Source organism: Pseudomonas sp. GZD-222 (assembly GCF_049310525.1).
GTDB lineage: Bacteria > Pseudomonadota > Gammaproteobacteria > Pseudomonadales > Pseudomonadaceae > Aquipseudomonas.
In genome coordinates this window covers 73,526-98,013 of record NZ_JBMOWO010000011.1, presented here as the reverse complement: position 1 = coordinate 98,013, position 24,488 = coordinate 73,526, and the positions used below count along the sequence as shown (strand labels likewise).

General features: G+C 60.9%; 21 protein-coding genes and 1 pseudogene. 10 read left to right on the top strand and 12 right to left on the bottom strand.

Annotated features, from left to right (window positions below; genetic code table 11):
- Nucleotides 1-116: 116 nt before the first annotated feature.
- From mqo to ACO6VD_RS01980, 4 genes and pseudogenes are all read right to left on the bottom strand, one after another.
- Nucleotides 117-1,715, bottom strand: coding sequence for a malate dehydrogenase (quinone) (mqo, locus tag ACO6VD_RS01995; RefSeq protein WP_422416658.1), 1,599 nt, complete (start codon nt 1,713-1,715; stop codon nt 117-119).
- 389 nt (nt 1,716-2,104) lie between these two features.
- Nucleotides 2,105-2,818, bottom strand: a complete 714-nt coding sequence (locus tag ACO6VD_RS01990) for a methyl-accepting chemotaxis protein (RefSeq protein WP_422416664.1) — start codon at nt 2,816-2,818, stop codon at nt 2,105-2,107.
- Between the two features lie 171 nt (nt 2,819-2,989).
- Nucleotides 2,990-3,148 (bottom strand): annotated as a pseudogene (locus tag ACO6VD_RS01985) (HAMP domain-containing protein); the annotation flags it as partial.
- Between the two features lie 782 nt (nt 3,149-3,930).
- Nucleotides 3,931-5,703, bottom strand: a complete 1,773-nt coding sequence (locus tag ACO6VD_RS01980) for an ABC transporter transmembrane domain-containing protein (RefSeq protein WP_422416656.1) — start codon at nt 5,701-5,703, stop codon at nt 3,931-3,933.
- 284 nt (nt 5,704-5,987) lie between these two features.
- Between ACO6VD_RS01980 and ACO6VD_RS01975 the strand changes: the two genes are divergently transcribed.
- The gene (locus tag ACO6VD_RS01975; RefSeq protein ID WP_400172205.1) at nt 5,988-6,161 is read left to right on the top strand and encodes a PA1571 family protein; all 174 of its coding nucleotides are present in this window, start codon (nt 5,988-5,990) and stop codon (nt 6,159-6,161) included.
- A gap of 51 nt (nt 6,162-6,212) precedes the next feature.
- Here the strand turns inward: ACO6VD_RS01975 and pdxB are convergent, their stop codons facing one another.
- The gene (gene pdxB / locus ACO6VD_RS01970; RefSeq protein WP_422416653.1) at nt 6,213-7,355 is read right to left on the bottom strand and encodes a 4-phosphoerythronate dehydrogenase PdxB; all 1,143 of its coding nucleotides are present in this window, start codon (nt 7,353-7,355) and stop codon (nt 6,213-6,215) included.
- Nucleotides 7,356-7,510: 155 nt separating this feature from the next.
- Here pdxB and ACO6VD_RS01965 point away from each other — a divergent pair, with 155 nt between their 5' ends.
- Nucleotides 7,511-8,908, top strand: coding sequence for an MATE family efflux transporter (locus ACO6VD_RS01965; protein WP_422416651.1), 1,398 nt, complete (start codon nt 7,511-7,513; stop codon nt 8,906-8,908).
- On the opposite strand, the gene tusA is transcribed toward ACO6VD_RS01965, so the two are convergent.
- Nucleotides 8,905-9,147, bottom strand: coding sequence for a sulfurtransferase TusA (gene tusA, locus ACO6VD_RS01960; protein ID WP_038608848.1), 243 nt, complete (start codon nt 9,145-9,147; stop codon nt 8,905-8,907). The genes ACO6VD_RS01965 and tusA overlap by 4 nt on opposite strands.
- A gap of 218 nt (nt 9,148-9,365) precedes the next feature.
- Complete coding sequence (rlmM, locus tag ACO6VD_RS01955; protein WP_422416649.1) at nt 9,366-10,430, bottom strand: 23S rRNA (cytidine(2498)-2'-O)-methyltransferase RlmM; 1,065 nt, start codon at nt 10,428-10,430, stop codon at nt 9,366-9,368.
- Nucleotides 10,431-10,683: 253 nt separating this feature from the next.
- Between rlmM and acnA the strand changes: the two genes are divergently transcribed.
- From acnA to ACO6VD_RS01940, 3 genes are all read left to right on the top strand, one after another.
- Nucleotides 10,684-13,425, top strand: a complete 2,742-nt coding sequence (gene acnA / locus ACO6VD_RS01950) for an aconitate hydratase AcnA (protein WP_422416648.1) — start codon at nt 10,684-10,686, stop codon at nt 13,423-13,425.
- Nucleotides 13,426-13,578: 153 nt separating this feature from the next.
- Nucleotides 13,579-14,355 (top strand): CPBP family intramembrane glutamic endopeptidase, encoded by a 777-nt coding sequence (locus ACO6VD_RS01945; protein ID WP_422416646.1) that lies wholly within the window; start codon nt 13,579-13,581, stop codon nt 14,353-14,355.
- Between the two features lie 93 nt (nt 14,356-14,448).
- Nucleotides 14,449-16,014 (top strand): methyl-accepting chemotaxis protein, encoded by a 1,566-nt coding sequence (locus ACO6VD_RS01940; protein WP_422416644.1) that lies wholly within the window; start codon nt 14,449-14,451, stop codon nt 16,012-16,014.
- Nucleotides 16,015-16,054: 40 nt separating this feature from the next.
- On the opposite strand, the gene ACO6VD_RS01935 is transcribed toward ACO6VD_RS01940, so the two are convergent.
- The 4 genes from ACO6VD_RS01935 to ACO6VD_RS01920 form a co-directional block, all read right to left on the bottom strand.
- Nucleotides 16,055-16,942 (bottom strand): pseudouridine synthase, encoded by an 888-nt coding sequence (locus ACO6VD_RS01935; RefSeq protein WP_422416642.1) that lies wholly within the window; start codon nt 16,940-16,942, stop codon nt 16,055-16,057.
- A 50-nt stretch (nt 16,943-16,992) separates the two neighbouring features.
- Nucleotides 16,993-17,304 carry a transcriptional regulator gene (locus ACO6VD_RS01930; protein WP_422416640.1) on the bottom strand — a complete coding sequence of 104 codons (312 nt, stop codon included), beginning with the start codon at nt 17,302-17,304 and terminating at the stop codon, nt 16,993-16,995.
- An 87-nt stretch (nt 17,305-17,391) separates the two neighbouring features.
- Nucleotides 17,392-17,823 carry a D-Ala-D-Ala carboxypeptidase family metallohydrolase gene (locus ACO6VD_RS01925; protein ID WP_422416639.1) on the bottom strand — a complete coding sequence of 144 codons (432 nt, stop codon included), beginning with the start codon at nt 17,821-17,823 and terminating at the stop codon, nt 17,392-17,394.
- A 95-nt stretch (nt 17,824-17,918) separates the two neighbouring features.
- Nucleotides 17,919-18,155, bottom strand: coding sequence for a glutaredoxin family protein (locus ACO6VD_RS01920; protein ID WP_422416637.1), 237 nt, complete (start codon nt 18,153-18,155; stop codon nt 17,919-17,921).
- Between the two features lie 177 nt (nt 18,156-18,332).
- On the opposite strand from ACO6VD_RS01920, the gene ACO6VD_RS01915 reads away from it, so the two are divergent.
- Nucleotides 18,333-20,291, top strand: a complete 1,959-nt coding sequence (locus tag ACO6VD_RS01915) for a monovalent cation:proton antiporter-2 (CPA2) family protein (protein WP_422416635.1) — start codon at nt 18,333-18,335, stop codon at nt 20,289-20,291.
- On the opposite strand, the gene ACO6VD_RS01910 is transcribed toward ACO6VD_RS01915, so the two are convergent.
- Nucleotides 20,292-21,500: an ammonium transporter gene (locus ACO6VD_RS01910; protein WP_422416633.1), complete on the bottom strand. Its 1,209-nt coding sequence runs from the start codon at nt 21,498-21,500 to the stop codon at nt 20,292-20,294.
- 300 nt (nt 21,501-21,800) lie between these two features.
- Between ACO6VD_RS01910 and ACO6VD_RS01905 the strand changes: the two genes are divergently transcribed.
- From ACO6VD_RS01905 to ACO6VD_RS01890, 4 genes are all read left to right on the top strand, one after another.
- Nucleotides 21,801-22,115 carry a DUF883 family protein gene (locus ACO6VD_RS01905; protein ID WP_422416631.1) on the top strand — a complete coding sequence of 105 codons (315 nt, stop codon included), beginning with the start codon at nt 21,801-21,803 and terminating at the stop codon, nt 22,113-22,115.
- Nucleotides 22,116-22,123: 8 nt separating this feature from the next.
- Nucleotides 22,124-22,501 (top strand): phage holin family protein, encoded by a 378-nt coding sequence (locus ACO6VD_RS01900; protein WP_422416629.1) that lies wholly within the window; start codon nt 22,124-22,126, stop codon nt 22,499-22,501.
- The gene (locus tag ACO6VD_RS01895) at nt 22,498-22,830 is read left to right on the top strand and encodes a hypothetical protein (protein ID WP_422416628.1); all 333 of its coding nucleotides are present in this window, start codon (nt 22,498-22,500) and stop codon (nt 22,828-22,830) included. Before ACO6VD_RS01900 ends, ACO6VD_RS01895 begins: the two co-directional genes overlap by 4 nt.
- Nucleotides 22,831-22,957: 127 nt before the next feature.
- The gene (locus ACO6VD_RS01890; protein ID WP_422416626.1) at nt 22,958-24,289 is read left to right on the top strand and encodes a deoxyguanosinetriphosphate triphosphohydrolase; all 1,332 of its coding nucleotides are present in this window, start codon (nt 22,958-22,960) and stop codon (nt 24,287-24,289) included.
- Nucleotides 24,290-24,488: the final 199 nt, after the last annotated feature.

The following is a 24,488-nucleotide window of genomic DNA, read 5'->3' as shown; positions in this document are numbered from 1 at the left end:
GCAGTGGGGAAACCCCTCCCCCACGGGGGGGGGGGTTTTCCCCCGCGATGCGTTTCCAGGCTCTAAACAAAACAGCCCCCTGAACAGGGGGCTGTTTGTTACTACCGTTTCAAACCTTACAGCGCAGGCTCGGCCTGTACTGCAGCAGTCCCTTCCGGCAGCACCGGAACGTACAGCAGGCCCAGACGCGAGCTGCTCCATTCACGGGTCTTGTTGGTCAGCTCAAGGTTGTTGTTGAGCTTCTGGCCGTAGGTCGGAACGATTTCCTTCAGCTTGGCCTGCCACTCAGGGGTCTTGATGCGATCCTTGTAGGTCTTCTCCAGCACGCTGAGCATGATCGGCGCAGCGGTCGAAGCGCCTGGCGATGCACCCAGCAGCGCGGCGATGGTGCCATCCTGGGCAGCTACCACTTCGGTACCGAACTGCAGAACGCCACCGTGCACCGGATCCTTCTTGATCACCTGAACGCGTTGACCGGCTTGCAGCAGTTTCCAGTCTTCGTTCTTGGCGTTCGGGAAGTACTCGCGCAGGGCTTCCATGCGGTCATCGAAGCTGAGCATCAGCTGACCCATCAGGTAGGTGCTCAGGTCAATGTTGTCGATACCGGCGTGGGTCATCGGCATGATGTTGTGCGTGGTCAGTGCGGCAAACATGTCCAGCAGCGAACCGTTCTTCAGGAACTTGGTCGAGAAGGTCGCGAACGGGCCGAACAGCAGCACTTCCTTGCCATCGATCACACGGGTGTCCAGGTGCGGAACGGACATCGGCGGTGCACCCACCGAAGCCTTGCCGTACAGCTTGGCCTTGTGACGGGCAACGATGTCCTGGTTGTCGGTCATCAGGAACTGACCACCGACCGGGAAGCCTGCGTAGCCTTCGGCCTCAGGGATGCCAGACTTCTGCAGCAGCTTCAGGGCACCACCACCGGCACCGATGAAGACGAACTTGGCCTTGACGCTACGCTCAACGCCTTTGTTGGCCAGGTCAGCAACGACCACGGTCCAGGTGTTGTCAGCGTTGCGCACGATGTCGCGCACTTCATGCTGCACGTGCAGCTTGACGTTTTCGTGCTTGGTCAGCGAGGCGATCAGCTGGCGGGTGATCTCGCCGAAGTTGACGTCGGTACCGATCGACATGCGGGTTGCAGCGATCTTCTGGTCGGCAGCACGGCCTTCCATCACGATCGGCACCCACTTCTGGATCTGGGCGTGGTCTTCGGAGTATTCCATGCCGCGGAACAGCGAACTGTGCTGCAGGGCTTCATGACGCTTCTTGAGGAACTCGACGTTCTTGTCGCCCCAGACAAAGCTCATGTGTGGCACGTTGTTGATGAACGACTTGGGGTTGCTCAGCACGTTCTGCTCGACCTGGTAGGCCCAGAACTGCTTGGAGATCTCGAATTGCTCGTTGACCCCGACCGCTTTGCTGATGTCGATCTTGCCGTCGGCGCCTTCGCTGGTGTAGTTCAGCTCGCAGAACGCGGAGTGACCGGTACCGGCGTTGTTCCAGGCGTTGGAGCTTTCTTCGGCGACCTTGTCCAGACGCTCGTAGATGTCGATGGACCAGGTCGGCTCCAGCTCATTGAGGTAAGTACCGAGGCTTGCGCTCATGATGCCGCCGCCGATCAGCAGCACATCTACGGTTTTTTCTGGCTCGCTGGGCTTGGAGCAGCCGATGACACTCAGGCACAGGAGCGTCAGCAGGATTTTTTTCATAATTCAATCCAATTGAGGTGAAGTAATTGGCAATGACCGCTTATCCCGTTGTGCACGCCCGAGTTCTTGTTGTTGCTCGCGCAGACCAAAGCTTAGCGGGGCTCGGCGTTCAGGCAAGCGGCCTGGACGCGCGGCGATGGTTGGCGGCTGGGGTTGTTCGATGGATCGGGAACGGTCGTCACCCTGACGATGAGCGGTGAAGCTTGCCGCCGGGTGCTTGCAATGGCCTAGGCCTGAGCGCCTTTAAGCATAAAGCAGGCCAACTTTTGCAAGACCAACGGCTAATAGCTAGGACGAGTCGTCGCACCCCATCTTTAACGATTTTGCTGGCGAAAATCCGCCACATTGCCATGCCCATGGCCCGCAATGTGGCGGATTTCCCCCTTTTGTCAGGCACTTAGGCGTGCAGTCACTTCCCCCAACTGCCCCGACAAGCCATGCAGACGATGCCCGGCCTGCTCGGTGTGTTGCACGGCTTGCTGATTGGCCGTGGCAATCCGGGTGATCTCCACCAGGTTGCGGGAAATGTCCTCGGCCACGCTGGTCTGCTCTTCAGCTGCGGTGGCGATCTGGCGGTTCATGTCCCGAATCGCCTCCACGGCCAAGGTGATGCGCTGCAGCATCTGCCCGGCGCGCTGGACCTGTTCGGCGCCTTCTTCACTGCGCTGCTGGCCGCTTTCAATGGCCTTCACCGCCTCCAGGGCACCGGACTGCACGGCACTGATGATCTGGTTGATTTCGGCAATCGAGGCTGCAGTTCGCTGAGCCAGGCTGCGCACTTCATCCGCGACCACGGCAAAGCCGCGACCGGCCTCCCCTGCCCGCGCCGCTTCGATAGCGGCATTGAGTGCCAGCAGGTTGGTCTGTTCGGCAATCCCGCGAATGACTTCCAACACCTTGCCAATCCTGGCGCTATCGGCTTCCAGGTGGCGAATCACCGCCGCCGTGCCGGCAATCTCCTGGTTGACCGAAGCGATGGTGTCGATGGTCGCCTGCATCACCTGCTCGCCCGCCTGGGCGCTGTGATCGGCATCATCCGCCGCGCGCGCGGCTTCAGCCGCGTGACGCGCAACCTCCTGGGCCGTGGCGGACATTTCATGCATCGCCGTGGCCACCTGATCGGTGCGCTGGAACTGATCGTCAGTTCCTCGGGCCATGCTCCCGGCAATGCTGCGCAGTTCGCCGCTGGCGGTTTCCAGTTCGCCCGCATTGTTCTGCAGGCGGGCAACGGTATCGGCGAGAAAATCGCGCAAGGTATTGGCCGCCACCGCCAGGCGGCCAAGCTCATCCTGACGGTTGCTGGCTACCCGCGCCTCGAATCGCCCCTGACTCAACTGTGCGACATACTCGATCAAGCCGCGGATCGGCTCAATCAGGCTGCGATTGACCAGCCAGAGGCTGAACAGACCGACCAGCAGCGCCGAGCCGAACATCACCAGCAGCCCCAGCCACACCGTGCGCTCTGCCGCTTGATTGATAGCGCTGGCGCGAGCCTGAGCCTCACTGCGCAGTTGGCTGACCAGCTCGCTCATCTGCTCGCTGGTCGCACGGTCCACGCCTTTGACCGCCTGGTCCCCCGCTGTCGGGTCAGCACCTGCAGCCAGGAACGCCTGACGCCCTTGAGCGTAAGCCTGGCCCAACTGACGATGGCTCTCCTTGAGCTGCTCGGCACGCGCCTTGAGCGTTGCGTCGCTGCTGTGGATCAATTGATCGAGAATGCCCTGCACCTGCTGCTCACGGGCAAGAAACTGTTGCCAGTATTTGTCCAGATCGGCCGGCTGCTTGCCGCGCAACAGCACATTCTTCCACTCCTGGACCTGTACCTTGAATTGCAGATTGGCCTCATCTATCAGCTGCGAGGCCTGCAGTGGCCCATCGATCAACTGGCCATAGCCGCGCACGCTGGATGACAACAATTGAAAGCAGACCAGCGCGATCATCAGCATCGCCAACAGGCTGCCACCAAGTAGCGCGAGGATTTGCACTCTGAGGGATTTACGCAACATCGGAAGGAATCTCGGAACAAAGGGGAAGGAAACGACGCATTGCTGCATCGACCAGGCAACGACGTCCCTGTCGTCGTTCACTGGCAGCTGGAGCAGGCGAAAAAAAAGCTGCCATCAGTCGATAGCAGCCAAGTTCGAGCATTACGCAACAGCTGAAATAGATAGTCTCAAGGGATTGCTACAGAAATGTGACAGTCTTTGGCGCGCTGTCACATTTCCGTAACGACATTGAACTGCAAGGCCGCCAGCCGCGCATACAAGGGGCTCTGCGCGATCAATTGATGATGACTGCCAATCGCCACCAGGCGACCCTGATCGATCACCGCAATGCGGTCGGCATGCTGCACCGTGGCCAGGCGGTGAGCGATCACCAGGGTGGTGCGTCCGCTCATCAAGGTCGGCAGTGCCTGCTGGATCAGGTGTTCGCTTTGCGCATCGAGGGCGCTGGTGGCTTCGTCGAGCAACAGGATCGGCGCATCCACCAGCAAGGCCCGGGCAATGGCCAGACGCTGACGCTGCCCACCCGACAGCCCCAGGCCGGCATCACCCAGGTGGGTCTGATAGCCTTGCGGCAGCTGCATAATGAACTCATGGGCGTGCGCACTGCGTGCGGCGGCTTCAACTTGCGCAGCACTGGCATCAGCTCGGCCATAGCGAATGTTCTCCTCGACGGTGCCAAAGAACAGTGCCGGATTCTGCGCCACCAGGGCGAAATGCCGACGCAGGTCCTGCGGGTCAAGCCGGCTCAGGTCCTGGCCGTCGAGCAGAATGTGACCTTGCTGGGGGTCATAAAAGCGCAGCAGCAGGTCAAACAAGGTCGACTTTCCTGCCCCCGAAGGCCCGACCAGGGCCAGGGTTTCACCCGGTTCGACGGTCAGGCTCAGGCCGTCGATGGCCGCAGGCACAGGCCGTGACGGGTAAGCAAAGCGTACATCCCGTAACTCCAGGCGCCCGCTAACCCGCGGGGCCGAGCGCTCCACCCCCTCTGAGGGTGCGGTGATTTCACTGCGCGCGGCCAGCAGCTCGGCAATCCGCTCCGCCGCCCCGGCGGCGCGTTGCAACTCCCCAATCACCTCACTGAGAGTGCCAAAGGCACTGCCGACGATCAGGCTATAGAAAACGAAAGCCGCCAGTTCCCCCGCGGAAATCCGCCCGGCAATGACATCCATGCCCCCGACCCAGAGCATGACGCCCACGGCCCCGAGCACCAGCACGATCACCAGAGTGATCAGCCAGGCGCGCTGCAGGATGCGCTTGCGGGCGACCGCGAAAGCCGCTTCAACGGTGCGGCCGAAGTGTTGCTGATCGCTGGCCTGATGGTTGTAGGCCTGTACCGTCTTGATCTGCCCGAGGGTTTCGGCCACGTAACTGCCGACATCGGCCACCCGATCCTGGCTCTGGCGTGACAAGCTGCGCACCCGGCGCCCGAAGATCAGGATCGGCGCCAGCACCAGCGGCAACGCCAGCACCACGATACTGGTGAGTTTGGGGTTGGTGATGAACAACAGCACGATGCCGCCCAGCACCATCAGCGCATTACGCAGGAACATCGACAACGACGAGCCGATCACCGATTGCAGCAAGGTGGTGTCGGCGGTAAGCCGCGACTGGATCTCCGAACTGCGGTTGCTCTCGAAAAAACCGGGGTGCAGGTAGATCAAGTGATCAAACACCTGTTGGCGGATGTCGGCCACACACCGTTCGCCAATCCACGACACCAGGTAAAAACGGCTGAAGGTCCCGATTGCCAGGGCCAGCACCAGCAGCAGGAAAAAACCGATGGACTGGTTGAGCAGTTGCGGTGAGCGGGTCATGAAGCCCTGATCGACCAACAAGCGGATACCCTGCCCCAGGGACAAGGTGATGCCGGCAGTAACGATCAACGCGAGCAAGGCCAGCACGACCTGCTGGCGATAAGGGCGAATGAAACGCCAACCCAGATGCAGCGCCTGACGCTGGCGAGAGGAAAAGCGGTTGAGCATGTAGGAACCAACGATCAGCAGTTTTCCCCAGCCTACACCTGACCGCTCGTCCCGCGCCAAGGAACTCGCAGGAATAAACAGTCGTCGGTATTAACACCAGGCTCACGACACCGTTAAGGTCCGAGATGTCACTGGCTAGACCGTTTCGGTCTAAAGCACCACTGGAGCTTTGGCCTGCTTTCTGTTGGACTGGAAGGGTCTGACAGTGATAACCGACGGAGCTGTCACAGTTCGGTCACTAGACGATTCTAGTCTGAGCTTGCAACCTGATGAGGAGACAGGAAATGAGCTTGCAACAAAGCAATAACCCGCCCAAAAGCGCACCCAACCCGCAAGCGCCTGTGGGTGGCTCGATCATCGGCCCGGATGGCAAAGAGGTCACGATCACGGAAGAGATGATCCAGCAAGCCTGCGAGAAACTCGAACAAAGCCGCAAAGAACCCGCCAAGAAAGACTGAACCACCGAATTCTTCAACCCGGCCCAAGCGCCGGGTTTTTATTGCCTGCAATTAAACCAACACGCCACCCAGAGCCCGAACCATCTGCGCCAGCTGTGGTGCCTCGCCGTGCAGACGCACCATCAGCCCTTCAATCTCTCGACGCGGCGGGTAGTGCTTGCGCAACGCATCAAAAGCCGCCTTCTGCTCAAGCGCATCACTGCTCAGGCTGCGACGGAAGTCGGCGTCGTCACGGCGAGGGTCATACACTGCACGGCACAGCGTTGCCAAGGCCCAGTCCAGGTCGGTTTCAGCCTGCAAACCAATCTCTGCCAGCCAGGGTTGCGGCAGCAGATCCGCCAACTGCACCGACGCCGGCTCGTTGCGCCACGCACAGAACGCCTGGTAGATCTGTGCAGTGCCCCGTTGCTTGCCGTCCAGGCTGTAGCCGGCAATGTGCGGAGTGGCCAGCACACAGAGATCCGCCAGTTCCAGATCAACCTGCGGCTCACCCTCCCAGACATCCAGCACCGCCAGCACATCCTCACGTTCCAGCAGCAGCTCACGCAGCGCCGTGTTGTCGATCACGGGCCCGCGGCTGGCGTTGATCAACCAGGCCCCCGGGCGCAGCGCCGCCAGTTGCTGGCTATCAAGCAAGTGCCAGGTAGGGTGTTCACCTTCACGGGTCAGCGGGGTGTGCAGGCTGATGACATCGCACTCGGCAAGGACCGTTTCCAGGCTCACATAGTCGCCGCCCTCACGGGCCTGGCGTGGCGGGTCGCATACCAGCACCTGCCAACCCAGCCCCCGCAGTACATCGACCAGGCGCCCACCCACTTCGCCAGCACCGACAACCCCATAGGTACGTCCGGCCAGGTCGGCGCCATCGAGCTCGGCCAGAGTCAGCAAACTGCCCAGCACGTAATCGACCACACCGCGGGCATTGCAGCCCGGCGCACTGGACCACTGAATCCCGGCTTGAGCGAAGTAATCCAGGGCCAGGTGATCGGTGCCAATGGTACAGGTGCCGACGAAACGAACCTTGCTGCCCTCAAGCAGCGCCTGGTCGACGCGGGTCACTGAACGCACCAGCAAGACATCAGCGTCCTTTACACAGGCCGCATCGATGGCACGCCCTGGATAACGGCGGATCTCGCCAAAACCTGCAAAGAAGGCATCGAGCAGCGGAATATTCTCGTCGGCAACAATCAGCATGGCGCTCTCCTATCGGGGTGCGCAGTGTAGGCCTATGGTGGGGCGCTAATCCAGCCGCCGACAAAAGCATCAGGCAGATTTCCTGACCAAGGCGTCAAAGCGTAGACTAGTCGGCTTTGCGCACTTTTTTTGTGGACACCTGCCTTGTGACACCCATGACCGCCGACACCCTCTCCCCGCCTCCCTCTCACGCTGCGCGCGTGCGCACCGAACTGCGCAGCCTGTTGCTGCTGGCAACACCGATCATCATTGCGCAACTGGCCACCACCGCCATGGGCTTCGTTGATGCGGTAATGGCTGGCCGGGTCAGCCCGCGAGACCTGGCGGCGGTGGCGCTGGGTAACTCAATCTGGATTCCGGTGTTCTTGCTGATGACCGGCATCCTGCTGGCCACCACCCCCAAGGTGGCACAACGTTTTGGTGCCGGCCAGCATGGTGAAATCGGCCCCTTGGTACGCCAGGCGCTATGGCTGGCGGTCGCTGTCAGCCTGATTGCCAGCGCGTTGCTGATCAATGCCGAGCCGGTCCTGCAGGTGATGAAAGTCGATCCGCAACTGGTCGAACCGAGCATGGGTTACCTGCAAGGCATCGCCTTCGGCTTTCCCGGCATCGCCCTGTACTACGTGCTGCGCTGCTACAGCGATGGCCTCGGCCTGACCCGCCCGAGCATGGTCATAGGCTGCCTGGGCCTGCTGCTGAATATTCCCCTGAACTACGTGCTGATCTACGGCCACTTCGGCCTGCCCGCGCTGGGTGGTGTTGGCTGCGGATGGGCCAGCGGTATTGTCATGTGGTTCATGGCCCTGAGTATGGGCGCCTGGACGCGCTGGGCCCCGGCCTACCAGAACAGCCGGGTGCTGGTGCGCTTCGAGCGCCCGCAGTGGTCAGTCATCAAACGTTTGATGGGCATTGGCTTGCCGATCGGCATCGCCGTGTTCGCCGAGTCCAGTATCTTCGCGGTCATTGCGCTGCTGATCGGCAGCCTGGGTCCGACCATTGTCGCCGGCCATCAAATTGCCCTGAACATCAGCTCGCTGCTGTTCATGATTCCGTATTCACTGGGGATGGCGGTAACGGTGCGGGTGGGCCAGGCAGTCGGTGCTGGCGAGCCACGCCAGGCGCGCTTTGCGGCAATGGTGGGCCTGGGCGCCGCGCTGGTATTTGCCTGTTTCTCGGCCAGCCTGATTCTGCTGATGCGCGAACCGATCGCCTCGATCTACACGCCGGACACCGCGGTGATCCAGATTGCCGCAATGCTGATCGTGTATGCCGCGCTGTATCAGTTCTCCGACGCCATCCAGGTGATCGCCGCCGGTGCCTTGCGCGGTTACCAGGACACCCGGGTGACCATGATCCTGACCCTGTTCGCGTACTGGGGCATTGGCCTGCCGGTGGGTTACGTGCTGGGCCTGACCAACTATTTCGGCCCGGCCAGCGGCCCTAACGGCTTGTGGGAAGGCCTGATCGCCGGATTGACCTGCGCAGCCTTGATGTTGTCGATTCGCCTGGCGCGCAGCAGTGGCAAGCACATTCGCCGCGCGCAACGCGCTTAATCGAGTTTCTTGCGGATCCAGTACAGGTAGGTACCGGCGTCTTCCTGTTGCTGGACCAGTTCGTGGCCAAGGAATACGCAGAACTTGGGGATATCGCGACGGGTCGACGGGTCGGTGGCGATCACCTTGAGCAGGCCTCCCGCGGCCAGGTCGCGCACGTGCTGGTGCAACATCATTACCGGCTCCGGGCAGTTGAGGCCAGTGGCGTCGAGGATGGCGTCTGGGGTGAAATCGGTCATGTAGAACTCCGGAAACAATCAGCTATTGTCGCTCAAGCAGGCTGCGAGGTCATCTTATCGGTGGGAGCGGGGGGGGGGGGGGGGGGGGGGGGGTGGTCTGGGTTACGAAGACGGGGAAGAATACCCCCCCACCCCCCCCCCCCCTCCCCCCCCCCCCCCCCCCCCCCTACCCCCCCCCCCCCCCCCCCCCCCCCCCCCCGCTCCCACAGGATGTGGGCTCAGCGCGGTTTCAGATCCAGGCGCCGCAGGTGGCAGGTTACCTCTTCGCGATCGTGATACAGCTGCTTGCAGCCAATCGAGACCTTGATCTTGCGCGCCTTGAAGCCCTCTTCAATACGCTCCAGCAGGCGTCGCACCTCGGCATAGCGCTGCTTCATCGGCAGCTTGAGGTTGACCACCGCCTCGCGGCACAGGCCTTCGCCCAGCCAGGTCTCCAGCAGTGCCGCGCTGCGCGCCGGCTTCTCGACGATATCGCAGACCATCCAGTCCACCGTCTGCTTGGGCTTGTAGGTAAAACCGTCGGCCATCAAGTGCTGCACCAGGCCGGTGTCCATCAGACTCTCGGCCATCGGGCCGTTGTCGATGGCGGTTACCAGCATGCCGCGCTTGACCAGCTGGTAGGTCCAGCCACCCGGCGCCGCCCCAAGGTCAACACCGGTCATGTCATCGGAGAGCCGCGCATCCCACTGGTCGCGCGGGATGAAATGATGCCAGGCCTCTTCAAGCTTGAGAGTCGAGCGACTCGGCGCTTCACGGGGAAATTTCAGACGCGGAATACCCATCGGCCACATGGCCGAATTGTCCGCTGCGGCCAGGCCGACAAACACCCGCCGACCGCTGACAAAGGTCAACAGCAGACGCGGCTTGCTCGGGTCTTCAACCAGGCGCCCGGCCTTGGTCAAGGCCTTGCGCAGTGGCACCTCGAACTTGCGACAGAAGGTTGAAAGCTCCTTGCCGTCGTTGGTGTCCATCACCTCCAGCCAGACACTGCCGCATACCGGATAATCGGCCAGGGCTTCGAGGAGCACGCTGATGCGGTCGGTTTCCGGCAGTTCGATAAAGCTGCCACGCGCCCACTGCCGCGGAAAAATCAGCTGGGCAAAGCGCAGTTCACGCATCAACCGTTCAGCGCCTTCGCCATCGTTGCAGATGAATTCGGCACAGGCGCTCTGCGGTTTGGCTTTGGCGTAGCCGGCGACGTTCAGGCGGGCGGCGTGCTCGGCGATTTCGGCACAGACTTCGCTCTCGAAACCAGGCCGGCAATGCATAAACAGGGTATTCATCTTCACTCCAGGACGGCTGGCGGCCATTGGCCCCAACCCTGACCGGGGGCAATGCACTGCCCCGGCAAATGCGCGAATGATAAAGCAAGTTCGGAACCTGCGACATGCCCCGCCGGTCCAGTACTTGGTCAGGTGCGCCAAACCGGTCTAACCTGACCGCTCAGCCAGGTCCGTGCCGTGCGGACTGTCACAGAGGCGGTGAACCGGCGACAGCAAGGAAGAGCGCCGGACACCTACGCAGAAGGAGTTGGTAATGCCCTCGCTCGATAGCCTGAAAACCCTCAAGACCCTGACGGTCGCCGATCGTCCCTATCACTACTTCAGCCTGACCGAAGCCACCAAGAGCCTCGGCGATCTGCAGCGCCTGCCCATGTCGCTGAAGGTGCTGCTGGAAAACCTGCTGCGCTGGGAAGACGACAAAACCGTTACCCGCGCCGATCTCGGCGCCCTGGCCGACTGGCTCAAGGAGCGCCGCTCCGACCGCGAAATCCAGTACCGTCCGGCACGGGTGTTGATGCAGGACTTCACCGGTGTTCCCGCGGTGGTCGATCTGGCAGCCATGCGCGCGGCCATGGCCAAGGCTGGCGGCGATCCGCAGCGGATCAACCCGCTGTCACCGGTGGACCTGGTCATCGACCACTCGGTGATGGTCGATCGCTACGCCAGCCAGGAGGCGTTTGCCCAGAACGTTGACATCGAGATGCAACGCAACGGCGAACGCTATGCCTTCCTGCGCTGGGGCCAGAATGCGTTCGATAATTTCAGCGTGGTGCCACCGGGCACCGGCATCTGCCATCAGGTCAACCTGGAGTACCTGGGCCGCACCGTGTGGACCCGCGAAGAAGACGGTCGCACCTATGCCTTCCCCGACACTCTGGTCGGCACCGACTCACACACCACCATGATCAACGGCTTGGGCGTACTCGGCTGGGGCGTTGGGGGTATCGAGGCAGAAGCGGCGATGCTCGGTCAGCCGGTGTCGATGCTGATTCCCGAGGTCATCGGCTTCAAGCTCACCGGCAAGCTGCGCGAAGGCATTACTGCCACCGACCTGGTGCTGACTGTCACGCAGATGCTGCGCAAGAAAGGTGTGGTGGGCAAGTTCGTCGAGTTCTATGGCGACGGCCTGGCGGACCTGCCCTTGGCGGATCGCGCCACCATTGCCAACATGGCCCCCGAATACGGCGCCACCTGCGGCTTTTTCCCCGTCGACCAGGTGACCCTGGATTACCTGCGCCTGTCCGGTCGCCCCGAACAGACGGTGCAACTGGTCGAGGCTTACTGCAAGGAACAAGGCCTATGGCGCCTGCCTGGCCAGGAGCCGGTGTTCACCGACACCCTGGCCCTGGACATGCACGAAGTCGAAGCCAGTCTGGCCGGGCCCAAACGCCCTCAAGACCGGGTCGCCCTGTCGCAGGTCAGCCAGGCTTTTGACAGCTTCCTCGGCTTGCAGCTGCGCGTCTCGACCAAGGATGTCGGCCGCCTGGAAAGTGAAGGCGGTGGGGGTGTCGCTGTGGGCAATGCCGACCAGGCTGGCGAGGTCAGCTATGAACATGAAGGCCAACAGCATGTGTTACGCGATGGCGCGGTAGTGATTGCCGCCATTACCTCCTGCACCAACACCTCCAACCCCAGCGTGATGATGGCGGCAGGCCTGGTGGCGAAAAAAGCCGTCGAGAAAGGTCTGAAACGCAAACCCTGGGTAAAAAGCTCACTGGCTCCAGGCTCCAAGGTAGTAACCGACTACTACAAGGCGGCTGGCCTGACACCCTACCTGGATGAGCTGGGCTTCGACCTGGTCGGCTACGGCTGCACCACCTGCATCGGCAACTCCGGGCCGCTGGACGACGCCATCGAAAAAGCCATCACCGGCGCCGACCTCACCGTCGCCTCGGTATTGTCGGGCAACCGCAACTTCGAGGGCCGGGTTCACCCGCTGGTGAAAACCAACTGGCTGGCGTCACCACCGCTGGTGGTCGCCTACGCCCTGGCGGGTAGCGTGCGCCTGGACCTGAGCAGTGAACCACTGGGCACCGGCAAGGATGGCCAGCCGGTGTACCTGCGTGACATCTGGCCAAGCCAGCAGGAGATCGCCGCCGCGGTCGCCAGTGTCGATACCGCGATGTTCCACAAGGAATATGCCGAAGTGTTTGCCGGCGATGCCCAGTGGCAAGCAATTGCAGTACCGCAGGCAGCCACCTATGTCTGGCAGGACGATTCCACCTATATCCAGCATCCGCCGTTCTTCGATGACATCACCGGCCCCCTGCCGGTCATCGAGGATATCCACGGCGCCCGGGTCCTGGCCCTGCTCGGTGACTCGGTGACCACCGACCACATCTCCCCTGCCGGTAACATCAAGGCCGACAGCCCGGCCGGGCGCTACCTGCGCGACAAGGGCGTGGAACCCCGCGACTTCAACTCCTACGGCTCGCGCCGCGGCAACCATGAAGTGATGATGCGCGGCACCTTTGCCAACATCCGCATCCGCAACGAAATGCTCGGCGGTGAAGAAGGCGGCAACACCCTGTACGCGCCGACCGGTGAGAAGATGGCAATCTATGACGCGGCCATGCGCTACCAGGCCGACGGCACGCCGCTGGTGGTGATTGCCGGTCAGGAATACGGCACCGGCTCCAGCCGCGACTGGGCGGCCAAAGGCACCAACCTGCTGGGGATCAAGGCAGTGCTGGCGGAAAGCTTCGAACGTATCCACCGTTCCAACCTGGTGGGTATGGGCGTGCTGCCGCTGCAGTTCATTGCCGGCCAGAACCGCAAAAGCCTGGGCCTCGATGGCAGCGAGCGCATCGATATCCTCGGTTTGAGCAACGCGCGAATCCAGCCGCATATGCACCTGAACTTGAAAATCACCCGCCAGGATGGGCGTCAGGAGCAAATCGAGGTGCTGTGCCGAATTGATACACTTAATGAGGTGGAGTACTTCAAATCGGGCGGTATCCTGCACTACGTGCTGCGGCAATTGATCGCAGCGTAAAGTGCTGGCCCGGCCCTGTGCGGCCGGGCCTTTTGCCGATAGCCCCGCTAGCGATGAGTACCTGCTGCAGGCGCTGATACGGCTGGCAAGCGTGTCCTGAACGACGCCAGAGGAGTCGTAGAGCTCACGTTTTCAGCGAACAATGGAATCTACATGCTTGTATACCAATGGATCGGACTGGCCCTGCTGGGCCTTGGTTACGTCTTTTCTCTCGTCAATGGCAATCTGGGCCTGCTCGCACTGCCCAGCCTGATTGCCCTGCTGTGCGCCGGCTTGCTGGTTAACCGGCAGACGCGTTGGCAGCAACTGTTCGGCCATGTGCTGTTCATCCTGCTGGCCCTGGGCTTGGCATTGCACTGGCTGCCGGGGTTCCAGGGTGCCAAGGTCATCGACAAGGCCGTCTTCAGCGCAGGTGCCGTGCCCTTCACGATGTACCTGAACCTGGACAAGCCTTTGATTGGCTTCTGGCTGTTGCTGGCCTGTCCCTGGGTGCTGGCAATGGGCGGCAAGCGCCTGCTGCCAAGCCTGGCGGGGACGCTGCCAGTGGTTATTGCCCTGTGCCTGGGCGGTGCCTGGTTGCTGGGTATGGTGGCCTGGGCGCCGAAATGGCCGGAGCAAGCCTGGCTCTGGGTGCTGAACAACCTGTTGCTGGTCAGCCTGACCGAAGAATTGCTGTTTCGGGGTTACATCCAGGGCGGGCTGCAACGTTTACTCAGGAATCAGCATCTGGCCCTGCTACTGGCCGCCGGCTTGTTCGGCCTCGCGCACCTGGGTGGAGGCTGGCAATGGGTTGCACTCGCCTCCCTGGCCGGCATCGGTTATGGACTGGCTTACCGCTACGGCGGCTTGATCGCAGCAGTACTCTGCCATTTTGGCCTGAACCTCGCACATTTCACCGGATTTACCTATCCGATGCTGATACCTTCGTGAACCAGCAGTCACTCGCTGACTTTTGCAAAAAGTCATTCAATAAAAGCCCCTCGCGGCCGATAACCCTTGAAAGCCTTGCGGATTGAACAGCTTATGCGTAACAACCAGCCAATAACTCAGCGCGAACGGACTTTCCCTGCTCAACAACGCTTGATCTCGACCACCGATACCAAGGGTGTTATCACCTATTGCAACGATGCCTTCGTCGAGATCAGTGGTTTCTCCCGCGAGGAGCTGATGCGCGCGCCGCACAACCTGGTGCGCCACCCGGATGTCCCGCCGGCCGTGTTCGCGCACATGTGGACCACGCTCAAGCAAGGCTTGCCATGGATGGGCATTGTCAAGAACCGCTGCAAAAGCGGCGACCATTACTGGGTCAACGCCTACGTCACCCCGGTGTTCGAAAACAACCAGGTGGTGGGCTTTGAATCTGTACGGGTCAAGCCGACGGCCGAACAGGTGCGTCGCGCCGAGGCCCTGTACCAGCGCATCAATCAGGGCCGGCCGGCGATCCCGCGTCGCGATAAGTGGCTGCCGGTGGTGCAGGACTGGCTGCCGTTCATTCTGGTCAGCCAGGTCGGCTTCCTGATCGGCAACTGGCTCGGTCACTCCTGGGGCTTTGCCCTGGCCGCAGCACTGTCGGTGCCACTGGGCCTGCTGGGCCTGAGCTGGCAGCAGCGCGGTCTCAAACGCCTGCTGCGTCTGGCCGAGCAATCGACGTCCGACCCGCTTATCGCGCAGATGTACACCGATAGCCGCGGCGTCCAGGCACGCCTGGAAATGGCCATGCTCAGCCAGGATGCGCGGATGAAAACCTGCCTGACCCGCCTGCAGGACACCGCCGAGCACCTTAACGAACAGGCCCGCCAGTCCGACTCACTAGCCCATCAAAGCTCCTCGGGCCTGGAACGCCAGCGTGTGGAGACCGAACAGGTCGCTGCCGCAGTCAACCAGATGGCGGCCACCACCCAGGAAGTGGCCAATCACGTGCAGCGCACCGCCGACGCCACCCAGGAAGCCAATCGCCTGACCGGCCGTGGCCGCGACATCGCAGGCGAAACCCGCGAAGCCATCCAGCGCCTGTCGGCAGCTGTCGGCGAAACCGGCCTGACCGTGACCCAACTGGCACGCGACAGCGATGAGATCGGTGGCGTGGTCGATGTGATCAAAGGCATCGCCGACCAGACCAACCTATTGGCCCTCAACGCTGCTATTGAAGCTGCGCGCGCGGGTGAAATGGGCCGCGGCTTTGCCGTGGTCGCCGACGAGGTTCGCCAGCTGGCGCAACGCACCAGCGAATCGACTGGCCAGATTCACGGCCTGATCGCCAAACTGCAGCAAACCGCCAGCAATGCGGTGCAGACCATGGAGGCTGGGCATCGCCAGGCCGAGGAAGGTGTGGCGCGAGTGATGGAGGCAGACCAGGCGCTGGTCGGTATCAGCGAAGCAGTGGCCAACATCACTGACATGGCGACTCAAATCGCTGCCGCTACCGAAGAGCAGACGGCGGTAGCCGATGAAATCAGCCGTAACATCAGCACGATTGCCGAGCTGGCTGACCAGACGTCCGAACAGGCGCAGCATTCGGCTTTGCTCAGTGAAGAGCTGACGCGTACAGCTACTACCCAGTACTCGTTGGTCGAGCGCTTCAACCGCTAAAAAAACGGCGCATCCGCCTGCGGATGCGCCGCTTCCTGCCTTACCAGTCCAGCGTCAGCCGGCTTTCGAAAAAGCGCTCTTCACCGTTCAGCGGATCCTTGAACCGCAATCGCTGCGCCAACAACTTCAATGGCTTGCTGTAGTCGTCCTGGTCCTCCACTACCTGTGGATAAAACGGATCGTTGCAGATGCTCGCACCCAGCGCCGTCATATGCACGCGTAGCTGGTGTGTTTTGCCGGTGATTGGCGACAACCCGTAACGCCACAGTTCGCCGTTCTTCTCCAGCACCTCGGCCAGGGTTTCGCTGTTGCTCTGCCCTTCGACTTCCTGCATGCGGAAGAACGGCTCGCCACTGACCATACGGCTCTTGTGCGTCAACGGAAACTCCAGCAGCGGCAAGGCCCGGGCAATAGCCTGGTAATGCTTGTCGATCTGGCGGTTGGGAAACAGCGATTGGTAGGCGGATCGACTTTCGGGATTAGCGGAAAACAACACCAGCCCGGCAGTGTGACGATCGATACGATGCAAAGGGACCAGGTTCGGGTTACCCAGCCGACGAATCAACCGACGCAACAACGTGTGTTCGACATACTCGCCTGTCGGCGTAACCGGCAGAAAGTGCGGTTTGTCCGCCACCACCAGGTGCTCGTCGACATGCAGGATCTGCTCTTCGAAGGGGATTGGCTTCTCGTTGGGCACTTCACGAAAATAGTGGATACGCAGCCCCTGCTTGTAGGCAAGCGCCGCCGTGATCGGCTCACCCTGGGCATCCAGCACGCGCCCACGGGCAATGCGGTCAAGCCACTGCTCACGTCCGATAGCCTTGAAATGCTCACTCAGGCAGTCAAGCACTGTCGCCCAATTACCAGGGGGCAAACAAACTGTACTGGCTTGATGCTGAGCCGGATCGAAAGGGGCAATGGCCATGGGAACGCTCGTGACAGATAGACCGCGCATTATCCCGCAAGCCTGGCGCCTCAGCCAGTCTGGCTTGCTGCAGCCTCAGTGAACTCCTTGAGCCAGCGCAACACGTCAACCGCCTCCCAGCGACCGGGATCATAGAGCGCATACAGCAAGCCCTGGTAACCGACCACATCCAGCGGCCGGTGATAGCCAGCACGCTGGAACAACGCTTCGATCTCGGCAAAGCAGGTGTTGAAGTGCAGCTTGGTGAACGGCGTCTTGCCCTCCAGTACCAGACCATCGAGGCGCAACTCGAGCACCGCCTCGCTCACCATGGCGGTGGGCATGCGATTGACGGTGTATTTCAGTTGTTCAACATTGACCATGGTTGGATCCTCGAGGCAAACGCCACCTCAATACTGTATTTATATACAGCATATTCAGACTTCTCACACACGTCAATCAGACAGCGCTCAGACCAGCCCGGGAAGATAACCGGTGCCCGTGCGGATGGTCAGCAATTGCCGACGCTCAGGGGTTGTGGAAAGGCCCAGATGCACCCATTGGTCGTACTCGAGAATCAGTTGGTCGAACATCAGCGAGCTGTCTGCCACGCGCTGCGCCAATGCTCTTGGCGTCACGCCAGACATATTGATGTCCACTGCCAATCCCTGAACATGAGCACTGGTGCGCGAACCACCGATCACCCGGTTCAGTTCAGCCGAGCGGTAGCCGCTACTGACCAGTATGGGTCGATCGAACAGTGAACGTACTTGTTCCAGAAAAGCGCACAGACGGCGGAGATTGGCGAGGGCATCGGCGTTGGGCGTGTTGTCGATACCCTGGCGCGCAGCGCTTTCCGATACGGTCATTTCAGCCAATGTGAAGTGTTCACTCAGGTACATGGTCCGCTCCTTGGAATGAGTTAAAACATCCAAGAATTGTCCACACTTCCAGCCTGCCGCGCACGACAGGAAATCTCTCCGACCTGGTGACTAGTTCAACGCAGAAATGCCACCACTTGATCGGCATCGAACGGCCAGTTCAACTCGGCGCCGCTATCACAGCGACGCAACACCGGAATCTTCAGGGCGTATTGCTCAACCCAGAGCTCGTTGTCGGCTATATCGACCAACTCAACCAGCAGACCATGCTCGACAAAAGGCATCAACAAGGCTTCGGCCACTTCACACAGGTGACAACCAAGGGTGCCGAACAGTTGGCATTCAGGAGGCATATACAGTTACCGACAGAAGGCAGGAAGGTCACTATTCTAGGACTGCTGTCTGTAGCAGTCGAGCCTGGACCTTCAATGCCCGAATCACCGTCCGGCTGCTGATTCAGATCAGCCCTCGAACAGCCGCTATCGTTCAGACTTGCTGGTTTTTTATCGCTTAAGCACATGGAGTGTTTCGTGTTTGCCAACCTGTTGATCATTCTGGCCTCGTCGCTGGTCGTCATTGCCTTCTTCAGACGCCTGAAGCTGCCCCCCGTGCTGGGCTATTTGTGTGTTGGCCTGTTTGTCGGGCCCACGGCCCTGAACTGGGTTAACGAAAGTGAAGAGTTGCCAGACCTGGCAGAAATGGGCGTGGTCTTTTTGCTGTTCTCCCTGGGACTCGAGTTTTCCCTTTCGAAAATGATCGCCCTGCGTAAGGTCGTGTTCGGCTTGGGCAGCCTCCAGGTAATCTGCTCGACAATCCTGCTCGCCGGCCTGCTGTTTCTTCTCGATATGCCGGCCAATGCAGCACTGTTACTGGGTGCCGGGTTGGCATTGTCGTCCACGGCAATTGTCAGCAAGGAACTGACTAGTCTGGGAGAAATTTTCAGCAGCCACGGGCAGAACGCCATCGGCGTGTTGCTGTTTCAGGATGTGGTGGCGGTATTGCTGCTGACCCTGGTCCCGGTGTTCGCCGGCGAAGGTGGCCAGGCCTGGTACTGGGCCTTGCCGTTGACCCTGGGCAAAACCGTCATTCTGTTCGTGGGCCTGCTGCTGGCCAGCCGCTGGCTATTGCCGCGCCTGTTCCATGAAGTGGCCAGCTCGCATTCAGCAGAGTTGTTCGTGCTGCTGGCACTGGTGATTGTGTTGCTCACGGCCTGGCTGACCCACCTGCTCGGCCTGTCGCCGGCGCTGGGCGCATTCCTGGCCGGCATGTTGCTGGGCGAGAGTAATTATCGCCATCAGATCGAAGCGGACATCCGCCCGTTCCGGGACATTCTCCTCGGGCTGTTCTTTGTCAGCATCGGCATGCTCATCGACCTGCAACTCTTTGCCACCCATGGCTTCGAGATCCTCGCCCTGACCCTCGGCCTGCTGGTGGTCAAAGGCTGCGTGGTCGCCGCACTGGTGCGGGTGCGCGGCAGCGATGCCGAAACGGCCTGGCGCAGCGGCTTGGCCCTCGCGCAAGGCGGCGAGTTCTGTTTTGCCCTGATGGCGCAGATGCAGCAGACCAACTTGCTGCCTGAGGCCCTTGGCAATCTGTTACTGGCCGCCACCTTCTGCTCGATGGTGGTCACACCGCTGCTGCTGCGAGCCGCGCCCAACATTGCCGCGCGCTTGCACCGCAAACCCAACGAAGAAGTGCATTTGGAGGCTATCGAAGCGCAAAGTGCGTCAATGCACGGTCACGTGCTGATCTGCGGCTACGGCCGGGTCGGGCAGTCGATCGGGCGCTTCCTGCGCCGGGAAAATATTCCGTTCATAGCCCTGGATGACGACCCTGTCAGGGTTCAGGAAGCGGCTGCAGGCGAAAGCTACGTGCACTATGGCGACTCACGTCGCGGCGAACTGCTCAGTGCCATCGGCCTTGAACGTGCGCGCCTGGTGGTGATCGCGGTGGACAAGACCGATATCGCCATGAGCGTGCTCAAAGCCGCACGCGAACGTCACGCCCAGGTGCAGATTCTGGTGCGCACCCGTGATGACAGCCAGCGTGAAGAGCTGCGCGGTGCCGGTGCGACTGCGGTTGTACCTGAGCTGCTGGAGTCGAGCCTGATGCTCGCCTCCCATGCCCTGGTCATGCTCGGGCTGCCGATGGACCAAGTGCAAGCGCGCATTGATGAAGTGCGCCAGACGCGCTACCGCATGCTCCAGGCCTTCTACCATGGCGCCCAGACCAGCCCGGTCGACAGCGAGGGCCAGCCCAAGGCGATGATGCACGCGGTCAATCTTGGCGCCGACGCCTACGCCTGTGGACGCCCGCTGACCGAGCTGGATCTTGAGCAGTTGGGTGTCGAAATACAGGCTGTACAGCGCAACGGCGAAGAACTGGCCGTCACCGCCGACACCTGCCTGCATGCCGGCGATGCGGTCTTGCTCAGCGGCCCCCTGCCCGCCCTCACGGCCTGTGAGGCACGGCTGGTGGCGGGACGATAGTCAATCCTGGCTGGTGGCGCCGATCTTGTGGATCGACAGGTCGGCGCCGTAGTACTCCTGCTCCTGGCTCAAGCGCAGGCCGAGCGAGACCTTTATCAGCCCATACACGGCAAAGCCGCCCAGCAATGCGACCAGCACCCCGGCCAGACTGCCGATCAACTGGCTGATCAGGCTGACGCCACCCAGGCCACCGAGTGCTGTCTGACCGAAAATCCCACAGGCGATGCCACCCCACACGCCACACAGACCGTGCAGCGGCCAGACACCCAGCACATCATCAATTTTCCAGGTGTTCTGCGCAGCAGTAAAACACCAGACAAACAGGGCCCCGGCAATCACTCCGGTCACCAATGCCCCGACCGGGTGCATCAGGTCGGAGCCGGCGCATACCGCCACCAGCCCGGCCAACGGACCGTTATGCAGAAAGCCCGGGTCGTTGCGTCCGACCAACAACGCCGCCATCGTGCCTCCGACCATGGCCATCAGCGAGTTGACCGCGACCAGCCCGCTGACCCCTTGCAGGGTCTGGGCACTCATGACATTGAAGCCGAACCAGCCGACGATCAGAATCCACGAGCCCAGGGCCAGAAAGGGTATGTTTGAAGGGGCGAACGCTACCAGCTTGCCGTCACGGTAGCGGCCATTGCGCGGGCCGAGCAGCAGCACCGCCGTCAAGGCCAGCCAACCGCCCATGGCGTGCACCACCACAGAGCCGGCGAAGTCATGGAAGCCAGCACCGAACTGCGCCTGCAACCAGGCCTGCAGGCCCAGATTGCCATTCCAGACAACGCCTTCGAAGAAGGGGTAGACGAAGGCAACAATCAGCGCCGTCGCGCACATCTGTGGCGCGAAACGGGCCCGCTCGGCAATGCCGCCGGAAATGATCGCCGGGATCGCCGCAGCAAAGGTCAGCAGGAAAAAAAACTTCACCAGACTGTATCCGTGCTCAGTGCTGAGCACCGTTGCTGGCTGCAGAAAACTCACGCCATAGGAAATCCAGTAGCCCACAAAAAAATACGCCAGGGTCGAGACAGCAAAATCGCTGAGAATCTTCGACAGGGCATTGACCTGGTTTTTGTGCCGCACGGTCCCTACTTCAAGGAAGGCGAACCCGGCGTGCATGGCCAGGACCATGACGGCGCCCAGCAGAATGAAGAGCGTGTTGGAACCGTGGACCAGAGTGTCCACTGCACTTTGCAGGTTTTCCATGAAGTCGGCAGGCCTTTCGAAAAAAGCACCAAGACAGCGCGGAGTAACTCCTTTTTGCACCAGCCTGGATCAATGCAACGCCACCTCTCTGGCCGATCCTGCTGATATCTGGAGTTTTTCCTTGGGTTTGTCGTGGATTGGGTTAAGGTTTATCAGACCGGCTGCCGCCTGCGCACGGAATTAACGCAGGCACCGGACCTGAGTGCACCTTGCAACAGCAAATCCTGTACCAGCGCTTTTCACTGAACCTTCGCCAGTGATCGCGACTCGAAATAGCCACACACCCTTAAGGAGAGCCCCATGACCAGCAAATCGGCAAAGACTGCTCAAGACATACTGATGGCTGACTTCCAGGCATTGGTTCGTGACACTGAAAAATTGCTGGAGCACACCGCTTCCCTGGCCGGCGATCAGGCCGACGAATTGCGTGGTCAGATCCACGACAGCCTGCTGCGCGCGCGCGAAACGCTGCAACTGACCCAGGACTCTGTCCGTGAACGCGGCGAGGCCGCCGTGAGCGCTACTGAAGAGTATGTACAGAGCAACCCCTGGCAATCGGTTGGCATCGCCGCCGGGGTCGGTTTTCTGATTGGCTTGCTGGCCAGTCGGCGCTGAGGTTGGCTATGGATAGCGAAGCGAACAGCACCAATACCGCGTCGAGCAAACGCTTGGGTGCTGCTGTACTAGGCCTGTTGCACGGTCATGTCGAATTGTTCGGCATTGAACTGCAGGAACAGAAAGCGCGCACCCTGAGCCTGCTGCTGTTTGCCGGTCTGGCCCTGGTGTTTGCCCTGCTCTTGCTAATCGCCCTCTCCGCATTGGTGCTGGTACTACTGTGGGACAGTTACCGCCTGGCCGGCGTCATCGGCTTGTGCGTGTTCTACGGCCTGGCGGCCTTGTTCTGTGCCTTGCGCCTGAAAGCCGCGGTGTACGATGAATCGTCCCCCTTCAGCTCGACCCTCGAAGAACTTGCCAAGGACCGGGAGCGCCTACTGCCATGAGCCTGCCTGAGCTACCGAAAACCACCAACCGGCGTGAGCTGCGCAAGGCACTGGTACGCCTGCGCCTGGAGATGCACCGCCAGGAAATCCGCCATGAGTCAGGCCAACTGCTCAATCCCCTGACCCGCCTGCGTGCCATGGGCGACAGCCTGCAAGGTGGGCTGGGCATCAAGCATGCGCCGTTGTGGGGAATCGGTGCGGTGGTGGTCCTGGGCTTTCTGACCGGCAAAGGTGCCAGGAGCGGTAGCCTGAGCAGGATGGTGCGCTTGGGCAGCAGCCTGATTCCGTTGCTCAAGTTGGTCATGCAGGGCGCAGCCAACAAGCGCTGAATCGTCGTCATGGCAGCTAGTTCAGGATCAACTGCACAACGCGCTTCGCGCTTGCGCTCAAAGTGACTTGCAGGTGTTACGCCGACACGGGAAGCTAAGCGCCTGCCCCTGTATCGGAGATTTGGCCTTGGACTGGCACACCCTGCTCACCCGTGAACGTCTTGGCAAGACCCTGCACAGCTCTGAAGAGCTGGGCCGCAGCCCTTTTCACAAAGATCACGACCGGATCATTTTCTCCGGTGCCTTCCGCCGCCTGGGACGCAAGACCCAGGTGCACCCGGTATCGAGCAACGATCACATCCACACCCGTCTGACCCATTCGCTGGAAGTCAGTTGCGTCGGCCGCTCGCTGGGCATGCGCGTCGGTGAAACCCTGCGCGACAAACTACCCCAATGGTGTGAACCGAGCGATCTGGGTATGGTCGTGCAATCGGCTTGCCTTGCCCACGACATTGGTAATCCACCCTTCGGCCATTCCGGCGAAGATGCTATCCGGCACTGGTTCCAGCAAGCCGCCGGACGCGGCTGGCTTGACGCCATGACCGATGCCGAACGTGCCGACTTTCTCAATTTCGAAGGCAACGCCCAGGGCTTTCGGGTGCTGACCCAACTGGAGTATCACCAATTCGACGGTGGGACCCGGCTGACCTACGCAACCCTCGGCACTTACCTGAAATATCCCTGGACCGCCCGCCATGCCGACGCGCTGGGCTACAAGAAACACAAGTTCGGTTGTTACCAGAGCGAGCTGCCACTGCTTGAGCAGATCGCCCGTAAACTCGGTCTGCCGCAGATTGAGGAACAACGCTGGGCCCGACACCCGCTGGTGTACCTGATGGAAGCTGCCGATGATATCTGCTACGCGCTGATCGACCTGGAAGACGGCCTGGAGATGGAGCTGCTGGACTACCCGGAAGTGGAGTCGCTATTGCTCAGCCTGGTGGGTGATGACCTGCCGGAAACCTATCGTCAACTGGGCCCTGGCGACTCACGCCGGCGCAAACTGGCCATTTTGCGTGGCAAGGCCATCGAACACCTGACCAACGCCGCTGCCCGCGCGTTTGTCGAACAGCAGGAGGCACTGCTGTCGGGGCAACTGCAGGGCGACCTGGTCGAACACATGCATGGCCCGGCCAAACGCTGTGTGTTGCAGGCCAAGGACATGGCACGCAAAAAAATCTTTCAGGACAAACGCAAGACGCTGCATGAAATCGGGGCTTATACCACCCTCGAGATTCTGCTCAACTCTTTCTGTGGCGCGGCCCTCGAACAACATGGCGGTCGCACCCCGTCATTCAAGAGCCGACGCATCCTTGACCTGCTCGGCAACAGCGCCCCCAATCCGTCGGCCCCCCTGCATACGTCGTTCCTGCGCATGATCGACTTCATTGCCGGGATGACCGACAGCTATGCCAGCGAAATGGCACGGGAAATGACCGGGCGCTCAAGTCCGGTTTAACACTATAACCTGCCGCCAGGTGTGTGAGCCGATAACATTCGCAGACCTGGCTACTTATTAATGCAGTACTCTGTAGGATAAATCCCGCACAATACAGCTCACATTAAATATTCCGATTAACTTGAAACATATAGATACTAGAACCTTTATTACTGCAATATTCAGAAATATCACCTGTAGTCCCTTCCTGTTTTTAGCG

Coding starts and splice junctions, on each gene's coding strand:
- ACO6VD_RS01945 (WP_422416646.1), top strand. CDS start 13,579: ATGCTTGTATACCAATGGATCGGACTGGCCCTGCTGGGCCTTGGTTAC.
- mqo (WP_422416658.1), bottom strand. CDS start 1,715: ATGAAAAAAATCCTGCTGACGCTCCTGTGCCTGAGTGTCATCGGCTGC.
- ACO6VD_RS01910 (WP_422416633.1), bottom strand. CDS start 21,500: ATGGAAAACCTGCAAAGTGCAGTGGACACTCTGGTCCACGGTTCCAAC.
- ACO6VD_RS01935 (WP_422416642.1), bottom strand. CDS start 16,942: ATGGCCATTGCCCCTTTCGATCCGGCTCAGCATCAAGCCAGTACAGTT.
- ACO6VD_RS01975 (WP_400172205.1), top strand. CDS start 5,988: ATGAGCTTGCAACAAAGCAATAACCCGCCCAAAAGCGCACCCAACCCG.
- ACO6VD_RS01940 (WP_422416644.1), top strand. CDS start 14,449: ATGCGTAACAACCAGCCAATAACTCAGCGCGAACGGACTTTCCCTGCT.
- acnA (WP_422416648.1), top strand. CDS start 10,684: ATGCCCTCGCTCGATAGCCTGAAAACCCTCAAGACCCTGACGGTCGCC.
- ACO6VD_RS01895 (WP_422416628.1), top strand. CDS start 22,498: ATGAGCCTGCCTGAGCTACCGAAAACCACCAACCGGCGTGAGCTGCGC.
- rlmM (WP_422416649.1), bottom strand. CDS start 10,430: ATGAATACCCTGTTTATGCATTGCCGGCCTGGTTTCGAGAGCGAAGTC.
- tusA (WP_038608848.1), bottom strand. CDS start 9,147: ATGACCGATTTCACCCCAGACGCCATCCTCGACGCCACTGGCCTCAAC.
- pdxB (WP_422416653.1), bottom strand. CDS start 7,355: ATGCTGATTGTTGCCGACGAGAATATTCCGCTGCTCGATGCCTTCTTT.
- ACO6VD_RS01925 (WP_422416639.1), bottom strand. CDS start 17,823: ATGTACCTGAGTGAACACTTCACATTGGCTGAAATGACCGTATCGGAA.
- ACO6VD_RS01900 (WP_422416629.1), top strand. CDS start 22,124: ATGGATAGCGAAGCGAACAGCACCAATACCGCGTCGAGCAAACGCTTG.
- ACO6VD_RS01905 (WP_422416631.1), top strand. CDS start 21,801: ATGACCAGCAAATCGGCAAAGACTGCTCAAGACATACTGATGGCTGAC.
- ACO6VD_RS01980 (WP_422416656.1), bottom strand. CDS start 5,703: ATGCTCAACCGCTTTTCCTCTCGCCAGCGTCAGGCGCTGCATCTGGGT.
- ACO6VD_RS01990 (WP_422416664.1), bottom strand. CDS start 2,818: ATGCATGAAATGTCCGCCACGGCCCAGGAGGTTGCGCGTCACGCGGCT.
- ACO6VD_RS01930 (WP_422416640.1), bottom strand. CDS start 17,304: ATGGTCAATGTTGAACAACTGAAATACACCGTCAATCGCATGCCCACC.
- ACO6VD_RS01920 (WP_422416637.1), bottom strand. CDS start 18,155: ATGCCTCCTGAATGCCAACTGTTCGGCACCCTTGGTTGTCACCTGTGT.
- ACO6VD_RS01965 (WP_422416651.1), top strand. CDS start 7,511: ATGACCGCCGACACCCTCTCCCCGCCTCCCTCTCACGCTGCGCGCGTG.